Annotated in this window: 16 protein-coding genes and 2 pseudogenes; 12 read left to right on the top strand and 6 right to left on the bottom strand. The window is 60.4% G+C overall.

What is annotated here, in order from left to right; translation table 11 throughout:
* Positions 1–19 precede the first annotated feature (19 nt).
* Positions 20–292: a hypothetical protein gene (locus NKI17_RS27035; protein WP_352692775.1), complete on the bottom strand. Its 273-nt coding sequence runs from the start codon at positions 290–292 to the stop codon at positions 20–22.
* A gap of 265 nt (positions 293–557) precedes the next feature.
* Complete coding sequence (locus NKI17_RS27030) at positions 558–770, bottom strand: DUF982 domain-containing protein (RefSeq protein WP_352797476.1); 213 nt, start codon at positions 768–770, stop codon at positions 558–560.
* 1,024 nt (positions 771–1,794) lie between these two features.
* On the opposite strand from NKI17_RS27030, the gene NKI17_RS27025 reads away from it, so the two are divergent.
* The gene (locus NKI17_RS27025; protein ID WP_502894625.1) at positions 1,795–2,511 is read left to right on the top strand and encodes a pentapeptide repeat-containing protein; all 717 of its coding nucleotides are present in this window, start codon (positions 1,795–1,797) and stop codon (positions 2,509–2,511) included.
* Between the two features lie 339 nt (positions 2,512–2,850).
* Here NKI17_RS27025 and NKI17_RS27020 read toward each other — a convergent pair.
* Positions 2,851–3,086: pseudogene (locus tag NKI17_RS27020) on the bottom strand (helix-turn-helix domain-containing protein).
* A gap of 277 nt (positions 3,087–3,363) precedes the next feature.
* Between NKI17_RS27020 and NKI17_RS27015 the strand changes: the two are divergent.
* From NKI17_RS27015 to NKI17_RS37065, 3 genes and pseudogenes are all read left to right on the top strand, one after another.
* Positions 3,364–3,948 (top strand): hypothetical protein, encoded by a 585-nt coding sequence (locus tag NKI17_RS27015; RefSeq protein WP_352725088.1) that lies wholly within the window; start codon positions 3,364–3,366, stop codon positions 3,946–3,948.
* A 22-nt stretch (positions 3,949–3,970) separates the two neighbouring features.
* Positions 3,971–4,174 carry a hypothetical protein gene (locus NKI17_RS27010; RefSeq protein WP_352453311.1) on the top strand — a complete coding sequence of 68 codons (204 nt, stop codon included), beginning with the start codon at positions 3,971–3,973 and terminating at the stop codon, positions 4,172–4,174.
* 40 nt (positions 4,175–4,214) lie between these two features.
* Positions 4,215–4,373 (top strand): annotated as a pseudogene (locus tag NKI17_RS37065) (Y4oE-related protein); the annotation flags it as partial.
* Positions 4,374–4,570: 197 nt separating this feature from the next.
* Here the strand turns inward: NKI17_RS37065 and NKI17_RS27005 are convergent.
* The gene (locus NKI17_RS27005) at positions 4,571–4,822 is read right to left on the bottom strand and encodes a toxin-antitoxin system HicB family antitoxin (protein WP_352474558.1); all 252 of its coding nucleotides are present in this window, start codon (positions 4,820–4,822) and stop codon (positions 4,571–4,573) included.
* A complete protein-coding gene (locus NKI17_RS27000; protein ID WP_352725086.1) occupies positions 4,819–5,247 on the bottom strand; it encodes a putative toxin-antitoxin system toxin component, PIN family in 429 nt (142 codons plus the stop codon). Before NKI17_RS27000 ends, NKI17_RS27005 begins: the two co-directional genes overlap by 4 nt.
* Before the next feature lie 444 nt (positions 5,248–5,691).
* Here NKI17_RS27000 and NKI17_RS26995 point away from each other — a divergent pair, with 444 nt between their 5' ends.
* Together NKI17_RS26995 and NKI17_RS26990 are read left to right on the top strand one after the other, a co-directional pair.
* Entirely contained in the window at positions 5,692–6,216 is a 525-nt protein-coding gene (locus tag NKI17_RS26995) for a recombinase family protein (RefSeq protein ID WP_352692769.1), read from the top strand.
* The gene (locus tag NKI17_RS26990; RefSeq protein ID WP_352725085.1) at positions 6,173–7,366 is read left to right on the top strand and encodes a recombinase family protein; all 1,194 of its coding nucleotides are present in this window, start codon (positions 6,173–6,175) and stop codon (positions 7,364–7,366) included. The genes NKI17_RS26995 and NKI17_RS26990 overlap by 44 nt, the downstream gene beginning before the upstream one ends.
* A gap of 57 nt (positions 7,367–7,423) precedes the next feature.
* On the opposite strand, the gene NKI17_RS26985 is transcribed toward NKI17_RS26990, so the two are convergent.
* Positions 7,424–8,326, bottom strand: a complete 903-nt coding sequence (locus NKI17_RS26985) for a LysR substrate-binding domain-containing protein (protein ID WP_352692767.1) — start codon at positions 8,324–8,326, stop codon at positions 7,424–7,426.
* A 100-nt stretch (positions 8,327–8,426) separates the two neighbouring features.
* On the opposite strand from NKI17_RS26985, the gene NKI17_RS26980 reads away from it, so the two are divergent.
* From NKI17_RS26980 to NKI17_RS26955, 6 genes are read left to right on the top strand one after another with little or no spacing between them, the layout of a single operon-like run.
* Positions 8,427–9,641: a trans-sulfuration enzyme family protein gene (locus tag NKI17_RS26980; protein ID WP_352692766.1), complete on the top strand. Its 1,215-nt coding sequence runs from the start codon at positions 8,427–8,429 to the stop codon at positions 9,639–9,641.
* A gap of 24 nt (positions 9,642–9,665) precedes the next feature.
* On the top strand, positions 9,666–11,264 hold the full coding sequence (locus NKI17_RS26975; protein WP_352757299.1) for an ABC transporter substrate-binding protein: 1,599 nt from the start codon (positions 9,666–9,668) through the stop codon (positions 11,262–11,264).
* 9 nt (positions 11,265–11,273) lie between these two features.
* Positions 11,274–12,209, top strand: a complete 936-nt coding sequence (locus NKI17_RS26970; RefSeq protein WP_352692764.1) for an ABC transporter permease — start codon at positions 11,274–11,276, stop codon at positions 12,207–12,209.
* Positions 12,210–12,211: 2 nt separating this feature from the next.
* Positions 12,212–13,105, top strand: coding sequence for an ABC transporter permease (locus NKI17_RS26965; RefSeq protein ID WP_023680719.1), 894 nt, complete (start codon positions 12,212–12,214; stop codon positions 13,103–13,105).
* Positions 13,102–14,100: an ABC transporter ATP-binding protein gene (locus NKI17_RS26960; RefSeq protein ID WP_352797478.1), complete on the top strand. Its 999-nt coding sequence runs from the start codon at positions 13,102–13,104 to the stop codon at positions 14,098–14,100. Before NKI17_RS26965 ends, NKI17_RS26960 begins: the two co-directional genes overlap by 4 nt.
* Positions 14,100–15,086, top strand: a complete 987-nt coding sequence (locus NKI17_RS26955) for an ABC transporter ATP-binding protein (RefSeq protein WP_352453304.1) — start codon at positions 14,100–14,102, stop codon at positions 15,084–15,086. The genes NKI17_RS26960 and NKI17_RS26955 overlap by 1 nt, the downstream gene beginning before the upstream one ends.
* The last annotated feature ends 281 nt before the right edge of the window (positions 15,087–15,367 follow it).

The raw sequence follows: 15,367 nt of genomic DNA, 5'->3' as shown, positions 1-15,367 counted from the left end.
CCGAATAGTCTCCTTTGCGTTAGCGAGCTCTCCCGGAGGCGCCGGTAAGGATCCCAGCTAGCGCATGCCCCTGATGAACGCGGCCGCGCAGCTCATTGACGATCGCCATGTATGCGCCGAGCGGGATCGCGTCGAAAATCTCGAGCACGGCGGCCATGCCCTGCTCCACCAGGTCCGGACCGGCCAGCAGCAAGTCAGAGACGACCGTCAGGCTGCTTTCTTCGGTGAGCGCGTGGTTCGCCGCGGCCCTCAGCCAGAACACACAGGACCAACCGTGCATGCTCAGCGCCATGATTGTCGATCAGCCGGCGGATGGAGCCGACGGCGCGCGTCTGGCCTTCTTTCGGATAGCGGCCCTTGGGGACGATCTCTACGTGGAATTCGCCACAGAGCGCGTCAACTCGCGGGTCGACGTAGAGTGCAGCTCCGCGGCTCCAGCCTTCTCGCGCAAGCATTCGGCGTCTCCGCATGATCGACGCACGATGTTTGCACAAATGTAATGGCCGCTGCAAGAGTGATGCACGATGGACAGTGGTGGGGCACGCGTTGACGAGATGTCAAGCAGTCAGGATTTTCGCTTCCTTGGCGGCGTTGAGAAATGCCACGCGCGCTATCTCCGGTGCGCTGCCGCCGCCGAGCACCTTCATGCACGCCATGCGAGCCTGGATGCGGCGCCCGGTTTCTCCAATGGGCCAGTGGTAAAGCAGCATTTCGGCGGCTTCGCGGGTGCTCGAAACACTGACTTTGCCGGAGGACAGCAAAACGGTCACGGGCTCTTCGAACGTGCCGACGTCTCGTTCGCAGGTCATATGCTGGTCTCCTTTCGCAATCTCCCCAAGACCTTACGGGTGAACCATCCGTTCCGTTGCGTCACGTTTGGCCCGGTGGGCGAACATTCTGTGAGGATGGGACCTCGTCCAGAGCGCGGGCTTGATCGCTCAGACTAGACTCGCCAACCCGTTGCGGTCCTCAAATAGCGAGAACCGTCCTTATCGTTACGAGCCCGCTATGCCTTGGTCAGTTGCCGGCGCTGATATCGGAAACGAAGCGCGGAAGGGCACTCTGCCGCCCAGAGTAACCGGCCTGCACGGTGAAGACGAGAAGGACGCTCTTCCAAGCGCGGAGTTCGAATCCTCCCTCACCGCCATAAGTCATTGTTTACATTAATAAAAATACAAGAATAGGTTGGGCGCCCGCCATAAAGCCCGCCTACCGAAAACGGGGTATTCGCGGCACGTCAGCTTACGACACAAATATACGGGGTTGATGGTTCGACCTGGTAGATGGCAGAGATCAACTTCGGCCTCGCTAAGCGAAGTCGTGGGGTTCATGCGACAGCGGAATCAGGATACGCGACGAGCACCCCGTGCGGGGTCAACCTCGCCGTCGGGAAGTACCGATCGGTGCGGAACCAAGCGGATTCACGCTTGTCGGCAGCGGACGCCGGCGGTGGCGATCAGCACCCGAGCAGGCTCCTCATTAGCGACACAAACGTCCAGAGCGGAGGCCAATCTTGGCACGCGACCGCGCCATCCTAACGACCGCTCTCCTCGGCTTAGTCAAGCATACCTGCGGAATGAAGCGCCTGGCCTGTGACAAATGAATCTCTGCTGGACCGCCGATGATATGGGGAGGCGCTCGCAAATCGCGCCCTACGCGCGGGTTGATCGGTTGATCAACATCAAAGCTTGAATATGAGAAATGCGCTAACTGTGACGGCGGTGGTCACCGTGGCTCGAGTGTCAGCAGATGTGGTAAGGTTGAGTGTCGGCGAGTAGCAGAGGTCGAGCAACAATGACTTTGAGGCGAACCAGAGCTTACGGCGCATCCGGCTTGGTTCTAGCGGTTTGCACGGTGTTTGCTTGGCAGAACGCCACTGCTGCTCACAATTGCCAGGCAGCCGCGACGCCTGGCGTCAATTGGCACGAGTGTGACAAGAAGCTTCTCATGCTAGAAGGACAGGACCTGAGCGGGGCGAACCTGTTCGGTGTTGATTTCACTTCGACCGACCTCAGGAACAGCAATCTCCTTGAGGCAAATCTTGAGAAGGCAACGCTTGTGCGTGCTTCCCTGGCCGACTCGACCGCCAAAGGCGCCCGGTTCGACAGAATCGAGGCCTACAGGACCGACTTCAGCCGTATGGACGCGCAGGGCGCTGTGTTTGCGAGCGCGGAAATACAGCGCTCAAATTTCCAGGGCGCCAATCTGACCAATGTTGATTTCACAAAGGCAGAATTGGGGCGTGCGCAGTTCCATGACGCCGATATCAGCGGCAGCCGCTTCTCGTTTGCCAATCTCGCACGGGCGGACTTCCGAGGAGCGACGTTCACCGCGCCGATAGACTTTGACCGCGCCTTTTTCTTTCTGACCCGTATCGAGGGCGTCGATCTTTCCAATTCGGCGGGTCTGTCCCAGTGGCAGCTCAACATGGCTTGCGGAGACGCCCGGACCGAGTTGCCTTCTGGCTTGACGAGGCCTGAAGATTGGCCCTGTCAATTCCAGCAGGAATAGTTGTCGGCAAGCGAACTGTGCAATGCTGCACCCGACAGGATGAAACTGAGAACCCCTATGTCATCGTTTGCGCTATATAACTTTTGCGACAGCCGGGAGCGGATGAATGGAATCGGGCCGTATTTCTCCCACTACCCACGCGGTCCGAGGGGGCAGAAATGGGGCCGAGCAGACCGTCCGCTGCTAGGGTACCCAGCACGCGAGCGGACATGTGAGAGTTCGGTGCGAAGGTCCGGGATCAGGCCCATTGCGGACGTACGTCTTGGTTCGCCTGTTGGCGCTGAAGCGCCCATTTGGGCCGCTAGCCGCACATGTGCGGCGGCTCAAAAAAGCCGATTGTCATTCGCCAGCGGAACGCTGTGACAAGCGAACACCAGCGCCGCCACCGTTCTCTGGAATGAATTCGATCCCGGCCGCTTCGAAACTGCACGAATTTCGGCGAGGGTTGAATTCTTTAGCTGTTCGCCTCTTTCCAACCGCGCGATGGTATCGGGAGATACGTTTGCCTTTAGGGCTAACTCTCGAGTTCCCCAGCCCAACGCGACACGTGCCATTTTGCACTGAACTGCATTCATTTCGTAACCGTGATACGATTCTTGTTGTAGCCGCTTTTTCAATATCGTACCGCTGATACGATTTTTTCGCTTGAAAGCGGCTGCTGTTGGTGTGCAACCACCCTCAGCAGCCTGACCACAACCCAAGCTGATAGGAGCTCGGATCGTGGCTGATTCCGACAATAGCATGACTCTGGCTTTCGTCACCCGCAGGCGAGTGCTTGCGGGAGGGATGATCACGTCCACCGCTTTGGTGCTTGAGAAAAGTGCGCTTGTCGGCAACACAGCGGCAACGAGTATGCTCCCCGACCCTGCGCTGGCGCTTTGGCGGGAATGGGAGACCGCCCACAAGCTGACCGAGCGGCTTTGCCGCAAGCAGCAGCGCCTGGAGGCGAGGCTTGTCTCGAGCGTCGGCTTTCCTTGTGCGACCGTCTGCGTGCCCGAGGGTGAGGACGTGGCGGTCCACTCGATCGAGGCGCTCAATGAAGTGCTCGGCGAGGGGCCGGATATGGCAGCTCTCCGCGAGAAGGCCGAAGCTGATTTTGCGGCACATCAGGCTCGCTGGGATGCAGCTGCCGAGGAGGCTGGTTACACCGCCGCGCTCAAGGCCGAGTGCGAGGCTGGCGACCGGGCACAGGATCTGCTGGAAGCGTTCTCAACGACCCCCGCTACGACTCTCGCCGGTGTGGCAGGCAAGCTCGATGCCGTGTTGCGCGAGGGCGAAGCCTGGGAGGAATGCTCCGTGTTCCCTTGGCCGCAAATCCGCTCGGCGCTCAGCGATCTGGTGCTCATCGCCGAGCAGACGATGCCGGAACAGTTCATTCGCGGCGAGCAGCGTCGCAAGCTCGGCAAGCGGCGGGCTGGCTGCTGTTTCCGCGCCTGAAAGACGAAGAAGGAGGCGAGCTATGAAGCCCATCCAACCCAACTTCCGGCTTCAGCCGAGAACCCCTCAACTTGCGCGAAGCGTCTGCCTCACGTCACCCTTCAACCGCCAGGAATTGCCAGCACAGAGCACTCTTGCGGCATCTCACCATCCGGCGGTGAGCGATCCCGATCTGCTGGATGCCTTCAACCGCGATGCCGCCGTGCACAAATGGACCGTGGCCTGAAGCTGCAGAGGCAGCGACAGCCCTGTGAGGAAAGACAGCCGCAACCGCAATCGCCTGGGGCGCCGTGTCGGCGCGTTGCGACGGGCGGACACAGGAGTATCGATTCTGGTTTCGGGTATTCGCCCATCTTCAAGCGGGTTCGCCCAATGCCGTGGCGGAAGCAGCGTCCGGCAAGGCTCGTCCAGACTCTTCCCGATAGATGGGGAGATTATGTCCGGCAAGAGAACTGCCCGCTTGTCGAGAGAACGCCGGACCGAAGCCAGCCCGTCAAGGCCAGAGCCGCATCGCTGTGGCGCGTGCTGCGCCAGCCTTGACTGGCAGTCTTCGGCCCGGCGGCCGCTTCGGACGCAGGCAAGGCTGCGATACGAACGATACCGCTCCACCCCTCAGGCTGGGTTACTCCGGCAGTTCGTCGCCCTTGATTGGCGCCTTCCCTTTGCCGGCCCGCTTCAGGATGTGCAGCGCCTTGGGGATGTCGGCACGGGCAGCGCGTTCCTGAAAGTAGCTTTCCGTGCGCAGCGCCGAAAGCTTCTCGGCGACTGCCACGTTAATGAACTGGTTGAGCGGCACGCCCTCGCTCTCCGCCACCTTGCGCGCCTCATCGAGAAGCGAGAGCTGAAGCCGCAGCGCGAAATTGCTTCTCCTCATGTCTTTCCCTCCAATCGTCTCAGCGCCTCGCCCGGCGACAGGACCAAGATACCGAAGCGCTCGGCCACTTTGCCGAAGTCGCGTAGGTTGAACGTCACTATAGCGTCCGCCCGTCCGTTTACCGCAGCTTCCAGCACCATGTCGTCGTCCGGGTCGCGCACGGCGGGTCGCCAGAGGAAGAGAAGGCGAACCGGCTCGGCGACGGCCGCCACGGCATCTAGCAACGCGTTCACATCCTCGGCCGACAGGCCGGAGGCCCCAAGGTGCTCGGGCCTTGTCATCACCGCCTGGTACTCGATCATCAACGTCACCGAAGCGATGAGCGTCAGCCGGCGTTCCAAAGCTGCGACCAACAGTTGGCGCGAGGCGCCAGCGTCACTTCGGATCCCAGCCACCATGGTCGCCGTATCGAGAAGCAGTCTCATGCAGACATATTGGATATCGCGTGCGATATTGCAAGGGGGCCGAGCTTTTGGCAATTTAGTCTGCCTTCGGTATTCCAAATCGCAGCGCTTAAGTATTTGCACGCCACACTACGACGGCGCGACAACTGAACTTGTCTTGCTGATCCATCACGCCGCTCAATGCCCTCGATCTACACAGAAGAGCGGGCATGCCATGGTGGACGAGGCCAAACCTGGGAACGACAGTGCAAGCCACGACTACAGGGCTGACATGTCGGCACGAGACATGGCTGAACGAGCCGTCCTGTCGATCGCCCGCTTGTTGGGTCGGCGGGTTGCTCGGGAGCATTCGAGGAATTGCAGGCGGCCAACGGCAACAAAGTTCATCCTCTTGAGAAAACACCGTCAGAAGGGGAGGATGGGGACGGCGGCGGACAATAGCAACGAGAGGAAGAGGAGCGGTTCATGACCCGTGTCGCGCTGTACGCTCGTTACTCATCCGATAACCAGCGCGAAGCCTCTATCGAGGATCAGCTGCGGCTTTGCCGAGAGCGCGCGGCCAGGGAGAGGTGGACTGTCGTTGGGACCTATGCCGACGCCGCCGTATCCGGTGCAAGCATCATCCGTCGACCAGACATCCAGCGGCTTCTAGCCGATGCTCAAAGCGGGCAATTCGAGATCGTTCTAGCCGAGGCACTCGATCGCCTGTCACGCGACCAGGAAGACGTAGCCGGCCTCTTCAAGCGACTGCGCTTTGCCGGTGTCAGGATCGTCACTCTCTCTGAGGGTGCCGTAGACGAACTGCACGTGGGCCTCAAAGGAACTATGAACGCGTTGTTCCTGCGCGATCTTGCCGCCAAGATCAGGCGGGGCCAAAGCGGCCGCATATTGAACGGCTACAACGCCGGCGGCCTCTCCTACGGCTATCGCGTGGTCAAAAAGCTCGATGAAACGCGGCGAACCGATCCGCGGTCGGCGCGAGATCGATGAGGATCAAGCCAAGGTCGTGCGTCGGATTTTTCGGGAGTTCGCGGCTGGTCAATCGGCACGTACGATAGCTGGAAGCCTCAACAAGGAAGGTATCCCATCACCCTTTGGGGGTGCGTGGGGCGCCTCGACCATCAATGGCAATCTCAAGCGGAGAAGCGGCTTTCTCTACAACGAAGCCTATATCGGGCTGCTCGTCTTCAATCGTCTTCAAATGCGCAAGGATCCCGAGACTGGGAAGCGCATCTCGCGGCCGAATCTGCCGGAAACTTGGCAGGTCGTCGAAGTACCGCATCTGCGTATCATCGACGATGAGCTGTGGGATGCGGTGCAAGTCCGCAAGAAGCTTTATGGAGGCATGAAACTCCATCACCGCCGACGGCCGAAGCACATGTTCTCGGGGCTTGTGCGGTGCGGCTGCTGTGGCGCTTCGTATACGGTGAAGAACAGAGACCAGCTTGCTTGTGCCGCGCACCGTGAGAAAGGCACTTGTGCCAATAACAGGACGATCCGTGTTGGCGAGCGTGAGAAGCGTGTGCTGGAAGGCATCCAGCGGCGCTTGCTGGCGCCAGATGCCATTGCGGGCTTCCTTGCTGAATATCATGCTGAGCATAAGCGACTGAACGCCATGAACCGCGAGCGGCAAAGGGAAGTCGAAAGGCGGCATGCCGGCATCGACAGGCAGATCGCTAACATCGTCGATGCCATCGCTGACGGTGTCGCGACGACCAGCATGAAATCGAAGCTACTGGACCTCGAGCGCGAAAAGGAGAATCTAGCCCGAGAGCTTCAGGCGATGGCGGCCGCGGAAAGCATTGTGGAGTTTCATCCGGCTGCGGTAACGATTTACCGTCGGCAAGTATCCGAGCTCCAGGACGCGTTGCAATCCGACGAGTGTGAGCGGCACGAGGCGGCGAGGATCATCCGCTCACTGGTCACAGGGATCGAGATCATTCCGATGGAGGGTAGGGGACAGGTTGAGCTGAAAGTTCGCGGTGCACTGGCGGAGCTTCTCAACCTGCCAAATCGTAAACCAGGAACAGCGCCTAGCGCTGCAGTGATGGCAGCGGGAGAGCGCTACCGCCTTCCCCACACTCATCGAACTCCCAGTTCCAATTTCGCTGCTGCGGCTGAGCGAGGCGCGCTATCCTAATTGCGGCCTGGCGGGTGACGGCATGGGGCCCAGAAGCCGACGTTCACGAAAGTGAAGTCAAGTTTGGACAGCCCCATCAATTTCCAATGCGATACGCATCAGCTGCTCGATAAACTCGCTAACTACTCTCGATGGACGTCGGTTGGGTGGCAACAACAGAAGGGTTCGGAAGGAGATTCCCGGGAGAAATGGACGGAGGCTGAGGTTTCCGTTGAGATAGGGAAGGGCAGTCAAAGGATTGACCATTCCGCATCCAAGCCCCGCATTGACCATCGAGCAGATGGTGGTGGAATAGGGGGTTTCTAGAACCACTTTGGGCTTGATGCCGTGATCAGCGAAGATGGCCTCTGCTTCCCGTCTCGTAGTGTCCTCCGGAGCCAACGCGATGAAGGCCTGCCCATGGAGATCGGCGGGACGGATCACTTCCCTCCCCTCTAGCGGATGGCCCTTGGGCATGGCGATCGCGACCCGGTAGTTCCGGAATGGGTGGGCTTCGACGCCCGCAAGATCGATCTCGTCCGCCGCCAGGCCGACGTCGAACTGGCCGGAGGCGACGAGTTCTTTGACTTCCGAGGATAGCCTTGCCTGAAAGGTGATCGCAACGTCAGGGTGACGGTGTTGAAATGCCTTTAATGCCTTTGGCATTACATTCGTACTTAATGCGGAGAGACTTGCGATCCGGATTTCCCCCGAACCGAAGTCGCGAATCCGCGCCGCGGCCCCTTTCAAATGGATGAGGCCGGAGAATGAGGTCTCCACTTCCCTGAAAAACAGGTTGCCTTCTGCCGTCGGCGACATCCGTCCTTTGATGCGGTGGAAGAGCGCGAAACCGATGTCGCGCTCCAGTTCTTGGACGGCCTTGCTCACCGCAGGTTGTGAGATGCGTAGTATCTCCGCGGCGCGTGAGGCGGTTCCAATCGTCATCACGGCGTGGAAGACCTCGATCTGGCGAAGATTCATGGCGCACCTATAACCTGAGAGAATAGCACATCCCGATCTTGATATTGGACGGAATAGGTTTTGTCATGCTGTAACTGTCTCGAACACATGAGGAGCAAGCATGAACGATCTCACCCAATGCGTTGTGACCCCCAAAGTCAAAACAGACGGCTTCGAGGCTCTGGGTGCAGCCGTCCATCGGGCTTCGACGATCGTATTCGCGGATGCCGCAGCCTACGCCACTCGCGGCCAGCGAGGGCCTGACGGCTATTCCTACGGCCTCTACGGCACCCCGACGACGCGTACACTGGAGCAAAAGATCACTCAGCTCGAGCAGGGTCACCGGACGCTTCTCGCGCCATCGGGCCAGGCCGCAAACGCAATCGCAATGCTCGCCGTCCTCAATGCCGGAGACAAGGTACTGGTGGCGGACACGGCCTATCCCCCGGTCCGTGATTTTGTGAACACCGATCTGGCAAAGTTTGGCGTCCGAGCGGAGTACTACGATCCCACTTCGCCCGAGGGGCTCGAACGTCGGATCGACGGGAACACGAAACTGGTGTGGTGCGAGTCCCCCGGTTCGACGACCATGGAAGTCCAGGATCTGCCGCGGATTGCCGAGATCGCGCATCGGCACGGCGCGCTCGTCGGATTCGACAACACCTGGGCGACCCCTCTTAACTTCAAGCCCCTCGTACATGGGGCCGACATCGTGACCGAAGCGCTCACCAAATATATCTCGGGCCATTCCGACGTGCTGATGGGGTCGATCACGGTGGCTTCCGAGCAGCTTTTCAACGCGCTCAAGGCGACTATGGGGCGCGCCGGGATCGGTGTTTCCCCCGACGACGCCTCTTTGGTGTTGCGGGGCATGGAGACTCTTGGCGTGCGAATGAAACACGCGCACGACGGCGCGACGGCGATGATCAACTGGTTCCGCGGCCACCCAGCCGTCGAGCGTGTGCTCTACCCCGCCCTGCCGTCTTGTCCCGGGCACGAATTCTGGAAGCGCGACTTCCTCGGCGCGAGCGGAGTGTTCAGCGTGGAATTGGTTCCCGAAGCACTGCCGCACGTGCCGGAGGCGCTCAATACGCTAGAGACGTTCGCCATCGGCGCCTCGTGGGGTGGGACACGCAGCCTCGTTGCCCCCATGCCCGTGAAGAGCAACCGCTCCGCGACGACCTGGAGTGGGCAGGACCTCCTTCTGCGGTTCAGCGTGGGGTTGGAATCGCACGACGATCTCATGGCCGATCTCGAGAAAATGTTGGCCCAAATCCAAGCACGGATCGACGACGAGCGGTTCGGCAAAGAAAACATCCGGCAATCAATGCTGTGAGTGAACACAAAAAGGGGAATGACAATGAACAACAACAACGAATTCATGCGAATAGATAGGCGCTCCTTGCTGGCGGACGTCTCAAAACTGCTGGGAGTTTCGGCGCTATCCTCCATCCTGCCGTCAATCGTTGCGGCATCAGAGGTTAAGGACACGCTTCGCATCGCGATCGCCAAGCCCGCCGGGGATATCAATCCTCACAAATACACCGGCCTGTGGGGCGTTCAGGACCTCGTTTTCGAGCCGCTGGTTAAATACGGCCATGACGGTAAGATCGAGCCAGGGCTGGCGACCGAATGGTCGGTCGAAGACGGGGGCAGGCTGCTTAAGCTCACGTTGCGCAAGGGCGTGACTTTCCACGACGGCACTCCGTTCGACGCCGCGGCGGTGGAATGGAACCTGAAGAGGTGGATCGGACTCGAAGCGAACAACTGGATGAATTCGTCCCGGCTTTACGCCGGAACGGACATCGTCGACGACGATCACGTCAACGTCCGGTTCAAGGAACCGGTCCTCGGCCTGCTCCAGGAGTTCGCTTACGTCCGGCCAGTCAGGCTCCTCAGCCCCAAGTCGGTCTCTGGGGACGGTAGCTATAAGGCACCCGTCGGCACGGGACCGTGGCATCAAGCGACTGCCGGGAATGAGGGCAGTGCCTTCGAGCGCTTCGACGCCTACTGGGGTGACAAACCCTCTTTCAAATATCTTGAGGTAAAAGTCCTTCCGGACTCGCGCGGCCGCATGGCAGCGTTGCGCGCGGGCGACGTGGATCTGATCGGCGGAGCGTTTGTGTCGCCTTTGACCGCAACGGAAGCAGAGACGCTGAAGGGAGCGGGCATCGACGTCGTCATCCATCCCGGCACCACCACAATGATTATGGCCTTCAACACTTCCCGCGTCGAAGCGCTGAGGGACCCGAAAGTCCGCAAGGCGATCAACCTCGGCATCGACCGGGCTGCGATCTCGCAAGTGCTTTACCGCGGTCTGGCGACCTCCACTGGCAACCTGTTCTCCGAAACCGTTCCGTATTCGGGGAAGCGCTTCGATGTGCCTAGGCGGGATACCGAGACCGCAAAGTCGCTGCTCGAGGAGGCAGGCTGGGTCGGGGGGCCTGTCAGGCAGAAGGACGGCAAGGACCTTGCCATTGAACTGGTCGTTAGCGAGGAGCAAGTACCGGGGTCCCGATCCGTCGCGGAAGTGATCCAGTCCGAGCTCCAGGAGATTGGCGTCACGCTCACGATCCGCTCGGTGGATCATGCGTCGCGGCACAGCGACATTCCGGAGCGCAAGTTCGATCTCGCTTTCTTCCAGACGTTCGGCGCGCCATACGAACCTTTCGGGACTGTGGTGGGCCTGTTCCTATCCACCTATGACAACGGCGTGGACGGCAAGCTCTTCATCGACCCCGAGCACCTCGATCCGTTGGTGCTCGCCGCGATGTCCGCGCCCGAAGGCGAGATGGAAGCAGCTCTACAGAAGGTCTATGACTGGCTGCACGACAACGACGCCATCGCGCCGCTGCTCTTCGTTCCGGGCATATGGGCGCATGCCGCTCGGGTGAAGGGCTTCCAGAGCCCCGCGACCGAGTACGACATGCCCTACGAGAATATCACACTGGCGGAGTAGGATACGGCCGTGTTCGCCTTCATCGCTAAAAGGGCCCGCAACGCAGTCTTGTTGCTGTTTCTGGCGTCCGTTCTATGCTTCGCGCTCGTGGTATCCGCTCCGGGCAACGTGGCGATACTCATCGCCGAGCTGCGGACGCCGACGGCCACCAAAGCCGATATCGCCAAGGTCGAGGAGGAATTGGGGCTCAACAAGCCGCTTCTCGAACGCTACGGCTTCTGGCTGAACGGAGCGATCCACGGCGACTTCGGCATTTCCTACAAGACGGGCGAGGCGGTCGGCGCGTCCCTCAAGAGCCGCCTTGCCGCGACCGCCACCCTCGTTGCGGGCGGAGCGGTCGTGGCTTTCTTGCTGAGCCTGTTCGTCGGCTTCGTAGGCGCGCTCTGGGCACATAGGGCGCCAGACGTGGTCACCCGAGGGAGCGCTCTTCTGGGCGCTTCGACTCCGTCCTTCTTCGTCGGAGCACTGCTGGTCTACGCCTTTTCGGTCACGTGGCACGTCTTTCCGACCTTCGGGTTTGCCGGACCCGTCAGTTGGGTGCTTCCATGGCTCACTCTGGGATTTCTTCCCGCAGCAGTTCTGAGCCGCGTCGTCCGAGTTGGCTTCGAGGCGGCGATGGCCAAACCCTATGTCCTAACGGCCATGAGCAAAGGACTGTCAAGGACGAGTATTCTGGTTCGCGACGCGATCCCGAACATCGCGCCGACGTACTTGAACGCCTTGGGAACGCAGATCGGGACGATGGTCGTGGGCGCGGTCGTTGTCGAACCTCTGTTCGCTTGGCAGGGCATCGGCGACCTCTTCCTGACCGGGGTGAGATTCCGCGACTTCATGGTCGTGCAGGCCTGCCTTCTGGTCTTCATCACGTTCTTCATCATCCTGAACGTCGTGGTCGACATCTGCATTACGCTGACCGATCCGCGCCTTAGACTTCAAAGGAGCTGAACATGCAGCCAGTCAGACCACTCCTGAAGGCCATTGGCGCCTTCCCGCGCTCGGCGGTATTTACTATCGGCGCGTTCGTTCTGTTGGGACTGCTCGCACCCTACATCGCGCCACATGATCCCAATGCGCAAGACCTGCTGATCGCTGGCCAGGGCCCGACGCTCGCCCATCCCTTCGGAGTCGACCATCTCGGGCGCGATACATTGAGCAGGTTGATTGTGGCGGCTCGGACGTCGCTGGTCGGAGTCTGTCTCGTCCTTGTGTGCGCGCACGCCATCGGCATCGCCATCGGCACGATTGCCGGATACCGGCGGGGCTGGACGGACGAACTGCTGATGCGCATCGTTGACGTCGGCCAGGCAATCCCCAGCCTCATCGTCTCACTTGCGGTGATCGGCATTGCCGGAGTCAGCTACTGGAACATGATCCTCGCGCTCGCGCTCGCCTGGTGGCCGGGTAGCGCCCGCATTAGCCGGGCCGTGGCTGTCAACACCATGAACAAGCCCCACATGGAGGCCCTAAGAGTATTGGGCGCAAGTCCCGTTCGCATTTACTTTGTCCATCTTCTTCCCACGACGATCGGGGCGGTGCTCGTATATGCCACGGCCGACGCCGGAGCAGTCGCGCTCGCAATCGCAACGTTGAGCTTCCTCGGGCTGGGCATCCAGCCGCCGACGCCTGAATGGGGACAGATGTTGGTCGACGCGCTTCCATATCTCGAGTCCGATCCGCGCCAGGTCATCCTGCCGGGACTGACCCTGACTTTAGCTGTCATCGGATTCAACATCCTCGGTGAAGCGGTCGCCCTCAACAGAGTTCCGAAGCCGCTGACCTCCCGGATGCTCGCGGCCCGCCGCCGGGTAACCGCATTCTGGGCCAAGGAGGCACGGCCATGAGTTCTGAACCGATACTCCGCGTCAAAGATCTGACCATAGACCTGCTGACGGCGCATACCGTGGTCCGCCCAGTCGACGGAGTAGCCTATGAACTGAGCCGCCGAGAGACCCTCGCGATTGTGGGAGAAAGCGGTAGCGGCAAAACGGTCACCTGCTTTGCGCCTCTCGGCCTGATGCCCGTGGGCGTCCAGGCGGATATATCGGGCACCATTTTGTTCGACAGCCGCCAGCTCGTCGGATCGGACAATGAAACGCTTCGCAGCCTGCGCGGAAAATCCATTGGCTTCATTTTCCAGGACCCGATGAGCGCGCTCAATCCCGCCCGCCGGGTCGGACGGCAGATAGCCGAAGTAGCCGAGCTTCACCTCGGCATGACCGCAAGAGCTGCGGAAACCCGGGCGCTTGAACTTATCAAGATGGTCGGGATGTCCGACCCCGAAATACGCCTCAAGCAGTATCCCCATGAGCTTTCGGGCGGTCTCCGACAGCGTGTCATGATCGCAATCGCCATTGCCGCCGAGCCGACACTTCTCGTAGCCGACGAGCCGACCACCGCGCTCGACGTGACGGTCCAGGCGCAAATCCTCCGACTGCTGAAGGAAATCCAGTCCAGAATGGACATGGCCATGATCTTGATCACGCATGACATGGGTGTCGTGGCGGGCGCGGCCGACCGCGTAATGGTGATGTACGCGGGGCGCCACGTCGAAACCGGACCGACCGAGCGTGTACTCTCTCAGCCGCAGCATCCCTATACGATGGGCCTCATCGAGGCAATTCCGAGGAAACAGGACGCAATCGGATCGCGTTTCCGTGGATTGCCGGGCGTTCCGCCCATCCTTGGCGCGCCGATCACAGGGTGCGCTTTCATGCCCCGCTGCGGATGCGCTGTGGATGCCTGCGGCGAGCGGCGACCGCCGTTCTTGCCGACGGCAGTTCCGGGTGTGTCAGCCGCCTGTCCCGTTCTGAATATTCGGGCGAAGGAGTGCGCATAATGAGCGCGGTACTCGAAGTCGAGCATCTGGTCACCAGCTTTCCAAGCGCCAAACGTGGCCAAACGATCAAAGCGGTAAACGACGTCTCAATCCACCTCAATCAAGGCGAGATCGTCGGCTTGGTGGGGGAGTCTGGCTGCGGCAAGTCCACGCTCGGCCGTTCGATCGTCGGCTTGGAAAAACCCCAATCCGGACGTGTCGTTTTTGATGGCATCGACCTCGGCTCCTTGAGTGGACGCCGTCTGCGGGAAGCGCGTCGGGCAGTTCAGTACGTGTTCCAGGACCCCTATGCATCGCTGAATGATCGCCAAACTGTGGGCGAAGCCATAAACGAAGCCCTCATAATTGCAGGTTTGCGTTCGCAAACGGAACGCGAGGGGAGGATCGCTGAGCTCCTCAACCAAGTCGGTCTGGCGACGACGGTCCGGGACAGATTCACCCGTGAACTCTCAGGCGGCCAGAGGCAACGCATCGCGATCGCGCGCTCGCTGGCCGTAGAGCCGCGGGTTTTAATCTGCGACGAACCGGTCAGCGCGCTAGACTTGTCTATACGGGCGCAGGTCATGAACCTATTCCTCGACCTCAGAGAGAAGCTCGGCGTGTCCTGCCTCTTCATCGCGCATGACCTCGCGCTTGTCCGGCAGGCGGCGAGCCGGGTCTACGTGATGTATCTCGGCAAGGTGGTGGAAAGCGGTAGCTCGGAAGAGGTCTACCGGAATCCGAGCCATCCCTACACCCAACTCCTTCTCGCGTCTGTCCCCGAGGCTGATCCTGCCACCGAACGTCGGCGCAACCCTCCGTTGATCACGGGCGAAATCCCAAGTCCGACGAATCCGCCCTCCGGCTGTTTCTTCAGGACGCGGTGTCCCCTTTCAGTGGAAGCTTGTGCGGAGGCTGAGCCTGTGTCGCAAGAAGTAAGCTCAATGCACAAGGCGGCGTGCAGGTTCGCCGGCGACCTATTCGCGAAGCGGGTCTCGGCCGCATGATTAAACGTCAGATCTAGCTGAGCGTGCGGGACCTGATGCGTTGCGCATTCTGGTGGCGAAGCAGAGATTTGCGCTCCTTCCTTCCGGTACCGGGCCGGCAGTGAGTGGGAAAGCGCTCTGTCGGCAGCCCTGGTTACTCAGGCGGGCCGAGAGGAACCTCTTGCCGGTTATTATTCCGCTTCTTGTAGCGTTGGCTTAAGTGCCTGCCATTGCTCGTGAGACATGGTTGGCAGGTCAAACTGGTTGCGAGTGGTCGAATAAGCCGTTATCATTCTGGGCGG

The sequence above is a fragment of the Mesorhizobium sp. M0816 genome, from assembly GCF_040320005.1.
Taxonomy (GTDB): Bacteria; Pseudomonadota; Alphaproteobacteria; order Rhizobiales; family Rhizobiaceae; genus Mesorhizobium.
The sequence above is the reverse complement of the archived record's forward strand: the minus strand, read 5'-3'. Positions and strand labels throughout refer to the sequence as shown.

Coding starts and splice junctions, on each gene's coding strand:
- NKI17_RS27035 (WP_352692775.1), bottom strand. CDS start 292: ATGGCGCTGAGCATGCACGGTTGGTCCTGTGTGTTCTGGCTGAGGGCC.
- NKI17_RS27025 (WP_502894625.1), top strand. CDS start 1,795: ATGACTTTGAGGCGAACCAGAGCTTACGGCGCATCCGGCTTGGTTCTA.
- NKI17_RS27015 (WP_352725088.1), top strand. CDS start 3,364: ATGCTCCCCGACCCTGCGCTGGCGCTTTGGCGGGAATGGGAGACCGCC.
- NKI17_RS27010 (WP_352453311.1), top strand. CDS start 3,971: ATGAAGCCCATCCAACCCAACTTCCGGCTTCAGCCGAGAACCCCTCAA.
- NKI17_RS27005 (WP_352474558.1), bottom strand. CDS start 4,822: ATGAGGAGAAGCAATTTCGCGCTGCGGCTTCAGCTCTCGCTTCTCGAT.
- NKI17_RS27000 (WP_352725086.1), bottom strand. CDS start 5,247: ATGAGACTGCTTCTCGATACGGCGACCATGGTGGCTGGGATCCGAAGT.
- NKI17_RS26995 (WP_352692769.1), top strand. CDS start 5,692: ATGACCCGTGTCGCGCTGTACGCTCGTTACTCATCCGATAACCAGCGC.
- NKI17_RS26990 (WP_352725085.1), top strand. CDS start 6,173: ATGAAACGCGGCGAACCGATCCGCGGTCGGCGCGAGATCGATGAGGAT.
- NKI17_RS26985 (WP_352692767.1), bottom strand. CDS start 8,326: ATGAATCTTCGCCAGATCGAGGTCTTCCACGCCGTGATGACGATTGGA.
- NKI17_RS26980 (WP_352692766.1), top strand. CDS start 8,427: ATGAACGATCTCACCCAATGCGTTGTGACCCCCAAAGTCAAAACAGAC.
- NKI17_RS26975 (WP_352757299.1), top strand. CDS start 9,666: ATGAACAACAACAACGAATTCATGCGAATAGATAGGCGCTCCTTGCTG.
- NKI17_RS26965 (WP_023680719.1), top strand. CDS start 12,212: ATGCAGCCAGTCAGACCACTCCTGAAGGCCATTGGCGCCTTCCCGCGC.
- NKI17_RS26960 (WP_352797478.1), top strand. CDS start 13,102: ATGAGTTCTGAACCGATACTCCGCGTCAAAGATCTGACCATAGACCTG.
- NKI17_RS26955 (WP_352453304.1), top strand. CDS start 14,100: ATGAGCGCGGTACTCGAAGTCGAGCATCTGGTCACCAGCTTTCCAAGC.